This window comes from bacterium (genome assembly GCA_035281585.1).
Taxonomy (GTDB): Bacteria; UBA10199; UBA10199; order DSSB01; family DSSB01; genus DATEDP01.
This window is the reverse complement of record DATEDP010000009.1, coordinates 1-9,071: the sequence shown is the minus strand read 5'-3', so window position 1 is coordinate 9,071 and position 9,071 is coordinate 1. Positions and strand designations below refer to the sequence as shown.

Genomic DNA, 9,071 nt, shown 5'->3' with positions numbered 1-9,071 from the left:
CTCATCCGGCAGGGCAGCGTCGTGGTCTGGACCATGCTGACGCCGCGCATGCAAAAATCCTTTTTCAACATGCTTGAAACCCCCTGAATCCGAAAAAGGGTTAAAAAGGCAGGGCCCGTCGCGAGAGCGGCGGGCCTTTTTTGCCGGGGATTATTTGGAATCTTTCTTGAACAGCTCCAGCAGGTGGTCCTTGAAAACCGGATCGAGCGGCGGCGGCGAAGCCTCCGGTCCGGCGGCCCGGGTCTTGCGGTAGGCTTCCATGAATCGGACGCAAGGCGGGCAGAGCTTGAGGTGGCGAAGCAGGGCCTTCTCGATTTTGGGATCGAGCCGGCCTTCGAGGAAGTCGTAGGCCAAAGCCTCGACCTCCTCGCAGGTCGGCAGGCCCAGGCTGCGGTCGATGAATCGGCTGATCTTGCTCCTAATCGACATAGCGCTCCTCGAGCTTTTTTCGCAGAAACATCCGGGCCCGGTGGACCCGCACCTTCATCACCGACTTGTCGAGGCCCAAGATCGAGCAGACCTCGTTTTCCGAGAGCTCCTCGACGTCTTTCAGCAGGTAGGCGGCGCGGTAATCCTCGGGCAACTGCTGAATGCATTGCTTGAGATATTCGCGGGCCTCGCTCTCCTGCAAGCGGGCTTCGGGCAGCTTCGACCAGTCGCGGTTCGGGTCGATGTAAACGCCGTCCTCGTACTTCGGCAGGATCTCTTCCCAGGAGACGGTCGCCGCTTGGCGCTTGGAGCGCAGGCGCATCAAGGCCTCGTTGACCGTGACCCGATAGATCCAGGTCGAGAATTTGGCCTCGCCGCGAAAGCTCTCGATCTTCTCCAAGACTTTTTTCACCACCTCTTGCAGCACGTCCTGGGCCTCTTCGCCTTGGCGCAGGAAGCGGAAGGCCAGCCGGTAGAGCTTGTCCGAATAGACGTTCAAGAACTCCCGGAAAGCCCATTCCTCGCGTCGGGCCAAGGCTTCGACGAAACCGGCCTCATCGTCGGATGCGCCGGCTCGGGAAAAGTTACCGGCCCCCGCTGAAAAATTTCCAAGCGTCTCTTCCATGGCTCGAAATCAATTTATCCCGGAAATTATTTGGCCTCCACCGTTACTTTTGCCTCCCCGCCTCATCGTACCCGCCAAGAAAGCGAACGAGGCACCCCATGAAAAGCAAGCTGCTCCTCCTGATATCCTTCCTCCTGGTCCTGAGCTTTTGGAATTGGATCGCGCTGGGTTTCCAGGCCCTGGCCTACCCCCGGAGCGAATCCGGCGCCGCCTCCAACGTCGTGGCCCAGGGGCCCTACGCCTACGCCAGCCTGGGCGGCGAGGGTCTGGCCATCGTCGAGCTCGCCAGCGGCCGGAAGGTGGAAACGCTGGCTCCGCCCCGGGGCAGCGGGAGCGTCGACGACCTCGCCGTCGCCGATGGCTGGCTCTTCGTCCTCGACGCCGAGATTCCGGGGCATCTCTCGGTCTACTCGCTGGCCGATCCGGCGCAACCCCGCTTGGTGGAGCAGCCCCGGGAGATCGACGTCGGCCCCTTCTCCGGCGTCTCGGCGGCGGCGGGCAAGGTGATCGTCTCGGGCGGGACTTCGCGCCTTTCCTTGCTCCGCTACGATGCCCAAGGCCGGCTTGGATCCGAAATCGTCTTCGCCGACTTGGGCCGCGGCCAGCCTGACATCCTGCTGCGGCCCGACGGCAAGGGCGCCGTCGTCTCTTCCCATTTCGTCGGCCCCCGTTTCGGCCTGACCACGCTGAAGCTCGACTCCATGCCCCTCGGTCTCCAGGTCCAAGCCAAGCTCGAGCTCGAGGGCGCCGGCTTCAGCGCCGGCGGGGCGACGCCGGCCAATTTCCCCATCGAGGGTGCTTGGGCCGGCGAGACCCTGCTCTTGGCCTACGGCCGAGGCCTCGGGATCTTCGAGGTGGATTCGCAGGGAGCGCTCCGGCTGCGCCGCAGGCTCGAGCTGGGCTTGGCGGCGGTGAACGTCGACGCCCAAGGCCGTTTTGCCGCGGTGGTTGGCGCTTCGCCCGAGCCGAGCCTGCTGATCCTCGACCTCGGCTCGCCCCAAGATCCCAAGGTCCTGCGCCGCATCGCGCTGCCGCGCGAGACCCGCGCCACCGGCGTCGCCCTGGCCGGCGACAAGGTGGTGGTGGCCGCCCAGAACCAAGGCGTTTTGACTTTCAACACCCATCCATAAAGGAGATGACCATGTTTCCCATTCCAAACCGCATCGCTTCAGCCTTGATCGCCTTCACCGGCTTCGCGCTCAGCGCCTGCCAGCAGGCGATCCCCTCGCAAGCCTTGGCCAAGACGCCGGAAGAGGTGGTCTATAAAGTCAGCTTCACCAGCCAATGGACCGCCCAGAACTTCCCGCTGGAATACCCGCCGGCGGCGATCGTCGGCGGCCCCCATTTCTCGGGCCTCATCGGCGCCAGCCACGGCCAGGGTTTCCAGCTCTATCAGGAGGGGAAGCTGCCCAGTCCCGGCCTCGAGCGGCTCTCGGAGGAGGGCAAGCACGACCCGTTGAACCAGGAGATCCAAGGCGCCATCGCCAAGGGCGAGGCCGGCTTCCTCTTCGAGAGCGGACCGCTCCGCGATTTCAGCCAGAACGTCGAGACGACGCTTCAGGCGAACGACCAAAACCCGATGGTTTCGGTGGTGGCCATGATCGCGCCCAGCCCCGATTGGTTCGCCGGCGCCCGGGACATCCCGCTGAAAGAGCAGGGTCAGTGGGTCCAGAGCCGCCAAGTCACTCTTTATGCCTACGATTCGGGCGGCGACGAGGGCCAGACCTACAAGGCGCCGGACATGGATAACCAACCCAAGAAGCCGACTCATTTGGCCAAGGATAACCCCCATTTCCTCAAGGATGGGAAGCTGGTGCCGGTCGCCACCCTGACCTTCACCCGCCAATAAACATAGAAGCCCCAGCCCCCGCCTATGAAGGCGGGGGCTTGTTTTAGGGGACATCCAAACCCAATTAGCTTTCGTAGGTAAAAATCGATGACCTTCTTCGGTTTATCCCTGTTAATCTTGCTCAGCGCTTGCGCCGTGTCCCAGCCCGGCCAGCCCATCCAAAAAGGAGTCTTTGTGAAACCTTCCGACCAAGACTTAAAGAAGAAGCTCACCCCTTTGCAGTATCAGGTCACCCAGCACGAAGGCACCGAGCGGCCCTTCCAGAACGAGTATTGGGACAACCATCGCGAGGGGATCTATGTGGACGTCGTCTCGGGTGAGGTCCTGTTCAGCTCCACCGACAAGTTCGACTCCGGCACCGGCTGGCCCAGCTTCACCAAGCCGGTGAAGACGGAGCAAGTCGTCGAGAAGACCGACTACAAGATGCTGATGCCCCGGACCGAGGTCCGCAGCAAGGAAGGCGATTCCCACCTGGGCCACGTCTTCCCCGACGGCCCCGGACCGGGCGGGATGCGATACTGCATCAACTCGGCGTCGCTGAGGTTCATCCCCAAGGAAGACCTCGAGAAAGAGGGCTATGGCGAGTACCTGAAGCTGTTTTCCAAATAAACGGCGTAGGGATTTGTATTACAGTTTTCGGTATTTTTTTGGACATATTTTAACCAGAACGGCGCTCCGCCTCCCGTTCGCATAAGAATCTTCTCCCGCAAAGCCTTGTGGGACGGGGTTTTCCGGCCAGCTACCGCTGCCCGCATTGACAGCGAGAGAATCCCCTCCTTACCCTCGTTGCAAAGAAACAAGAGTTTGGGGGTTTAAGGGGGTTAGGCGAGTGAAGCTGGTCGATGGCCATGCGGCCCGTACCTTTGTTCCGTCCAATCTAACGCAGGTGATCGCGGTCCACATCATGACCTTGGGGGTGGCGCCCTTCTTGTTCACGTGGGATGCCTTTTTCTTCGCGGTCGCCTTCATGTTCATCTTCGGCTACTCGATGGGACTCTTCCATCATATGGGGCTCACCCATCGAAGCTACCGGGCGGTGCTCTGGCTGGAGCACCTCGGAGCCTTGATGGGAACGCTGACTTGGCGGGGGCCTTTCGCCGGCCCGGTCCGCTACGTGGCGATGCATCGGGTCCACCACCGTTACTCCGACACCGAGCTCGATCCCCATTCGCCGATCCACGGCTATTTCCACGCCCTGCTGGGCTGGTACTGGCGCATGCCCTACGGCTTCACCCGCTACGAGCTCTACCGCCATCTGGCGCCCGACCTGGCCCGCGATCCTTTTCACGTTTTCTTGGATCGTCACGTTCACCTGGTTCAGCTGTTTTGGGGGCTGCTTTGCTTCGCCGGCGGGGCCCTGATTCCCTTTGCCCAAGGCGGCCCGGTCGATTGGCTGAACGGCCTGCGCTACCTGGTCTACGGCGTCTTCGTCCGGGCTTTCTTGACCATCTATTTGGTCAACGCGGTCGACTTGATCAATCACACCATCGGCTACCGCAATTATTCGACCAAGGATTTCTCGACCAATAGCTTTTTGATGGCTTTCATTCACGGCGGCGGGGCGGTCTCCTGGCACAACAACCACCACGCCCACATGGGCTACATGTCGGTGCGAAAACGCTGGTGGGAATTCGACCTCCACCGGAAATTGCTCCAAGGCCTGGGACTTTTCGGCTGGGTCACCGACATCAAGGTCTATGATGAGATTAGTGGGCGCAAGACGGGCGAGAGCTCGGAGCCGCTCGACGAAGAGATCGAGCTTTACAGCGCCTAGTTCTCGACAAACTCTCTACAAGCAGGAACGCGTTACTAATTCACATTTTGCGAACTTTAACGCGGCGACGATCAAGAAAAATCCAACAAATTCCTATAATATATCTTGGCATCGTTTGTGCTTTAAGGATTCATCGTGGACATTTCTGTCTATTGAGAAGGGGGAATTGAATGTTGCCTTATATCATTGGAGCCGGAGCTATTTTAGGTTTGGCGGTCGCTGGATGTAGTTCCGAAGAGGAAACGCCGGAGCAATTGGAGCAGAAGATCATCGGCAAGGACTTGATCGAGTCGACCGAGCGTCGAGTTCGAGCGATGGAGAACGCCGAAAACCAATCGAAAGTCCAAGTCGGATTTGAATGCGACAAATCCTTGTACTTTCAGTCCTACCTCAATTTGAAGTGCGACGAACAACATCAGAATTTCTTCAATTGGACCCACCGAAATTACGCGAAGAGATTCGACGTTTCTTGCTACAGCTATTCCGGCCAACGTTGGTGGAATGATTATGGTGGCGAGTCGGATACCGCCCGGTGCGAAATCAGCAAAAGAAAGTGAAGGGATCGGAGTAAATTCCCATGAGCCAATTCAAGCTCGGCAAAGTTCATTCCTTTTCCTTCGAGGAAGGAGCCTTATGGCCCCGCCGCTGATTTCGAACACTCTTGAGTTAGTCGTCATCCAAAATCGCGATGGGAATCCCGAGACCATCGAGGCCGGCGAATCTATCGCCGTCGTCAGTCGCAATGGGCACCTCCCGGCCGAGCAGGTCGCTCCGGCCCTCGCCGCCTTGGGCATTCAAAAGATTCCGGTGGGGACGCGGATCCGGGAGTTGAACGAATACGTCGAGAAGATCCAGCAGGTCTTCCGTCGAAACACCGACGGTATCCATCTCATCGTCGGCCTCGATATCGCCCAGTCGCATGCGAAAGCCGCCGGCATTGAGGTGAATCCGAAGGACCTTGCCATCGTGCGGAAGAATTTCGCCGAGGTCAGCCAGGCGACGCTGGCGCGAGGGATCAAGCATTTGGCGAACGGCGACTTGTGGGCGGCGCACAACAGCATTGAGTTGGCGCTTTACTACGCCCAAAAGGGGGAATTTTCCTCCGAGAAGCTGGATCTGGCGCTCAACTGCGTGAAGGAATTGAAGTCCGCCAAGGCCGCCAACCGGCAAGGCGATTTGCAGGCGAGAAACCGCCATCTGGAGCGGGCCCGTCTCATCGCCAAAGAGCTGTCGATCTCCCTGGAAAAGACCGAGGAGAGCATGTTCTTCGGTGACGGCAACTTCGGGCTGTTGATGTACTTGCAGCAGAATCCCAAATTCAATCCCACGCCGCCCGAGTCCGCCAGCAAGCTTTCGCTCATCGATCTTCATTGGGAATATAAATGGTAGGAGTAATTTTTATGTCTAATAAAGTTCCTTTAAAGGCCATCGATCTTTTGCCTTTCGTGCGCTTCGCGAGAGTACTGGAAGATGGGCTCGTTTCGGAGGATGGGAAATATCAAGACACTAAGGTTTATTGTCCGCCCCCGGTTCAAGAGGACCCCCGAAAGCAGTTTCGCGCGATCGTCTCCAGCTCTCCCTTTCGGCTCTCGACGTGGAAGGAGCACTTCTACGCGACTCCCGAGCAAAAGGTGGTGAACCGCGAAGTCACGAATCGAGCTTATGATGAAGCCAATGTTTACCGGACGGATTCTTGGGATCTTGTTCCGGGTCATTTGGCTTTCAAGGTCTTGCGGGCTGGCCTTCGTTTCGTAGCCCCCGAGACCATGGAGGCCAGCGTGGCCACCGATAACCCCGACATCGAGCACCAAGTTCTTCAAGAAAAATGCAAACGAAGCCAGTGACACCACCACCCAAATCCCCGCAAGGCAAGTACACCATCGGAAAAATTGTCGTTCACGACGTCAATCAGAACGACCGCTACGATTCGAAGACCGATAAAATCTTCGACGAGAACGGCGTAGAGATTCTGGAATATTCGCCACAAGTCTCGGCGATTATGTTGAGAATTGGTCTCGACAAGGTCGTTCGCGGCCTCCACCATCTGCCCCTTTCGATGACCGAGGCGATTTACAACCGGGTGAATAGATTGGGGAAGCTGTATGAGACTTACGAGGCCTTCAAAACTCACCCCTTGCTTCGCCGACCCATGAACGCTTTGCAAGAGAAGGCTTTACTTCAAATCGGCGACATCTGGGAATATTCTCGCCTTCAAGTCGGCTTGCGGGCCTATTGCGCCCGCGGCTCCATCAAAGCTTGGGTTTGAAGTGGAGCCGTGGATTTTGGCCCCGAGCTGCGCGAAGCGGCGGAAAAAGCGCTGCCCGATGCCACCGCCGCCTTTTTCTTTGCGGCTCAGGAAAAGGCCGAGGCCATCAAGCAAGGCCCTTTTGGCGTCGACGCCGGCTTCAGGGACGAGGAATTCCTCGAGCTTTACGACCACGCGATCCAGGTTGAGTTCGACCGTTATCTTCATACCGCTGCCTCGAAAGCCATCGAGGGCGACGTCGAAGGCACCAAGGAAGCCCTCTACCAAGCCCACGACTTCTCCATCGAATATGGCTGGGCCTACGACGAGACCATCGCCGATCGCCTCCTGGAAAGCGCCGAACAGAATCGGAAGACGGAGTAAATTTCCGCTCATCGATCTTAATTGGGAATTAAGCGGCAGAAGAAATCTCCCTTTGACCGAGGCCCGCTGAAGCCTTACCGTATTTCCCAAGAAGAGTCGTGGGACCATGCGGGGAGGTCCTATGCGGAAGGCCATTTTTCCGGTTCTTCTCGGTTTTGCGCTATTCAGCCACTGCGTCTCCCCGCCCTCCAAGCCTCATCCCACCACCAACTACCAAGCGGTCAACGCGGTGCTGAGCAGCAAAAGCGTCTTCGCCGAGGGCAGCCTCTACGCCTGCATCCTCAACCTCTATTACCAAGGCATCCCGCTGAAGCAGGCCGGAGAAGAGTGCGCCCTAAAAATGCTGGATGCGGACCAAAAAGACCTTTTCGTCGAAGACGACAAGGTCGTCATCGACACGCCCACCGGCAAGGTCGGGCCGGGCGCCAAGGAATATTACGATCCTTACCAGGTGCAGGCGGCTTGCGGCCAAGGCGATCCCCGAATCGGCCAGAGCAGCTCCGGCGTCGGCAAGTGGCCGGGCAAGGGCGAATACACTTGGGGCGGGGATCCCCAGCATTTTCACGGCTACGCCAAGGAAGACTCCTTCAAGATGAAGGAGCAAGCGGTCAAGGACGCGGAGCAGGCCAAGAAGGAATTCTGGGACGCCCACGACAAGGCCGAGGAGGCCAAGAAACAGCTCGAGGAAGCGAAGAAGCAGCAAGATGAAGCCAAGAAAAAAGGCGACGAGGAGGCTAAAAAGAAAGCGGATGAGGAAGTCAAAAAAGCCCAGGAGAAGTACGACGAGGCCTACAAGAAAGCCCAAGAGAAAGCCGCCGATTCGATCGAAAAAGGCAAGAAAGCCGAGGAGGATCCCAACAAAAAGCAGAAAGGTTCCAGCCGAACCGTCGAAGGGGAGACGGCTTGCGAACAGGCGCTGCAGGCTGCCCGGGAATTGTTATGGGAGTGCCACCGCACCGGATGGCGAGCTTTCGAATGCCAGCAGCTTCAAGCCAAGATGAACCATTGCCCCGATCCGGGCCTGATCTTGGTCGATCCCGAGCAAGGCTATGCTTGCGGGGAAAAGATCGACAAAGAGGCCTTGAAAAATGCCTGGGTGGCCCGCTGCGAGCAGCTCAAGCGCTACAACCCCGAGGGACCCAACCCTTGCCAGCCGCCGACCATCGACAACCCCGGCCGTTACCTGAAGGGGAAGGGGATTCCCAACGCCTGCGAGCCCGACCCTCAATCCTATGTCGATCCGCACGACGACTCTTGCATCACCGAAGTCGAGATCAAGCCTTACGGCGAGCCCGACCTCCAGAAAATCCTCGTCTACGGCTTGAACAAATTCGGCGGGCCGGTGGTGGTGATTCCGCCCAAGGACCCGGATCCCCCGCCGATCCCCGGTCCCGAACCACAACCCGGCCCCAAGTAAATCTTAACCCCCCTTTGAAAAAGGGGGGCAGGGGGGATTTGACAGCCGTAGCAGGAATCGGAAGACAGAACTAAGTGAAGCTAAGTGAAGACGGAGTAAATTTCCCAGGTCGCCTTCCCGCCCTAGGCAATTCCCCAAATTCCCATAAAGATCCGCTACTTCCCACAAATCATTGGACAAGCCTGGCCTTTGAAAATAAGACAATTTAGCCCCATCGCGAGAGTGGTGGAATGGCAGACACGCTAGGCTTAGAACCTAGTGGCCGTAAGGTCGTGGGGGTTCAAGTCCCCCCTCTCGCACTTGTTTAAGTCTGCAGGAAGTAAGAGGAATTCGTGAAAGTTCAGATCG

The 9,071-nt window shown here is 58.3% G+C and carries 11 protein-coding genes, 1 tRNA gene and 1 pseudogene; 11 read left to right on the top strand and 2 right to left on the bottom strand.

Features of this window, described 5'->3' with window-relative positions; translation table 11 throughout:
* Positions 1 to 150: 150 nt before the first annotated feature.
* Entirely contained in the window at positions 151 to 429 is a 279-nt protein-coding gene (locus tag VJR29_00365) for a zf-HC2 domain-containing protein (protein HKY61846.1), read from the bottom strand.
* Positions 419 to 1,054 (bottom strand): sigma-70 family RNA polymerase sigma factor, encoded by a 636-nt coding sequence (locus tag VJR29_00360; protein HKY61845.1) that lies wholly within the window; start codon positions 1,052 to 1,054, stop codon positions 419 to 421. The genes VJR29_00365 and VJR29_00360 overlap by 11 nt, the downstream gene beginning before the upstream one ends.
* 98 nt (positions 1,055 to 1,152) lie before the next feature.
* Between VJR29_00360 and VJR29_00355 the strand changes: the two genes are divergently transcribed.
* The 11 genes and pseudogenes from VJR29_00355 (at position 1,153) to VJR29_00305 (ending at position 9,022) form a co-directional block, all read left to right on the top strand.
* On the top strand, positions 1,153 to 2,184 hold the full coding sequence (locus VJR29_00355) for a hypothetical protein (protein ID HKY61844.1): 1,032 nt from the start codon (positions 1,153 to 1,155) through the stop codon (positions 2,182 to 2,184).
* A gap of 11 nt (positions 2,185 to 2,195) precedes the next feature.
* The gene (locus VJR29_00350) at positions 2,196 to 2,903 is read left to right on the top strand and encodes a spondin domain-containing protein (GenBank protein HKY61843.1); all 708 of its coding nucleotides are present in this window, start codon (positions 2,196 to 2,198) and stop codon (positions 2,901 to 2,903) included.
* 171 nt (positions 2,904 to 3,074) lie between these two features.
* Positions 3,075 to 3,512, top strand: a pseudogene (msrB, locus tag VJR29_00345) (peptide-methionine (R)-S-oxide reductase MsrB).
* Positions 3,513 to 3,732: 220 nt separating this feature from the next.
* Positions 3,733 to 4,677 carry a hypothetical protein gene (locus tag VJR29_00340; protein HKY61842.1) on the top strand — a complete coding sequence of 315 codons (945 nt, stop codon included), beginning with the start codon at positions 3,733 to 3,735 and terminating at the stop codon, positions 4,675 to 4,677.
* A gap of 170 nt (positions 4,678 to 4,847) precedes the next feature.
* Entirely contained in the window at positions 4,848 to 5,234 is a 387-nt protein-coding gene (locus tag VJR29_00335; protein ID HKY61841.1) for a hypothetical protein, read from the top strand.
* Between the two features lie 76 nt (positions 5,235 to 5,310).
* Positions 5,311 to 6,066 carry a hypothetical protein gene (locus VJR29_00330; GenBank protein ID HKY61840.1) on the top strand — a complete coding sequence of 252 codons (756 nt, stop codon included), beginning with the start codon at positions 5,311 to 5,313 and terminating at the stop codon, positions 6,064 to 6,066.
* An 11-nt stretch (positions 6,067 to 6,077) separates the two neighbouring features.
* Positions 6,078 to 6,521, top strand: a complete 444-nt coding sequence (locus tag VJR29_00325) for a hypothetical protein (protein HKY61839.1) — start codon at positions 6,078 to 6,080, stop codon at positions 6,519 to 6,521.
* Positions 6,503 to 6,943, top strand: coding sequence for a hypothetical protein (locus VJR29_00320; protein ID HKY61838.1), 441 nt, complete (start codon positions 6,503 to 6,505; stop codon positions 6,941 to 6,943). The genes VJR29_00325 and VJR29_00320 overlap by 19 nt, the downstream gene beginning before the upstream one ends.
* A 9-nt stretch (positions 6,944 to 6,952) precedes the next feature.
* Complete coding sequence (locus VJR29_00315; GenBank protein ID HKY61837.1) at positions 6,953 to 7,306, top strand: hypothetical protein; 354 nt, start codon at positions 6,953 to 6,955, stop codon at positions 7,304 to 7,306.
* Between the two features lie 121 nt (positions 7,307 to 7,427).
* Entirely contained in the window at positions 7,428 to 8,723 is a 1,296-nt protein-coding gene (locus VJR29_00310; protein HKY61836.1) for a hypothetical protein, read from the top strand.
* Between the two features lie 216 nt (positions 8,724 to 8,939).
* Positions 8,940 to 9,022: transfer RNA gene (locus VJR29_00305), tRNA-Leu, on the top strand.
* Positions 9,023 to 9,071 lie beyond the last annotated feature (49 nt).

What these genes read in the sequence shown, in the direction of transcription:
- VJR29_00365 (HKY61846.1), bottom strand. Translation starts at nt 429, where the DNA reads ATGTCGATTAGGAGCAAGATCAGCCGATTCATCGACCGCAGCCTGGGC.
- VJR29_00360 (HKY61845.1), bottom strand. Translation starts at nt 1,054, where the DNA reads ATGGAAGAGACGCTTGGAAATTTTTCAGCGGGGGCCGGTAACTTTTCC.
- VJR29_00355 (HKY61844.1), top strand. Translation starts at nt 1,153, where the DNA reads ATGAAAAGCAAGCTGCTCCTCCTGATATCCTTCCTCCTGGTCCTGAGC.
- VJR29_00350 (HKY61843.1), top strand. Translation starts at nt 2,196, where the DNA reads ATGTTTCCCATTCCAAACCGCATCGCTTCAGCCTTGATCGCCTTCACC.
- VJR29_00335 (HKY61841.1), top strand. Translation starts at nt 4,848, where the DNA reads ATGTTGCCTTATATCATTGGAGCCGGAGCTATTTTAGGTTTGGCGGTC.
- VJR29_00330 (HKY61840.1), top strand. Translation starts at nt 5,311, where the DNA reads ATGGCCCCGCCGCTGATTTCGAACACTCTTGAGTTAGTCGTCATCCAA.
- VJR29_00325 (HKY61839.1), top strand. Translation starts at nt 6,078, where the DNA reads ATGTCTAATAAAGTTCCTTTAAAGGCCATCGATCTTTTGCCTTTCGTG.
- VJR29_00320 (HKY61838.1), top strand. Translation starts at nt 6,503, where the DNA reads ATGCAAACGAAGCCAGTGACACCACCACCCAAATCCCCGCAAGGCAAG.
- VJR29_00310 (HKY61836.1), top strand. Translation starts at nt 7,428, where the DNA reads ATGCGGAAGGCCATTTTTCCGGTTCTTCTCGGTTTTGCGCTATTCAGC.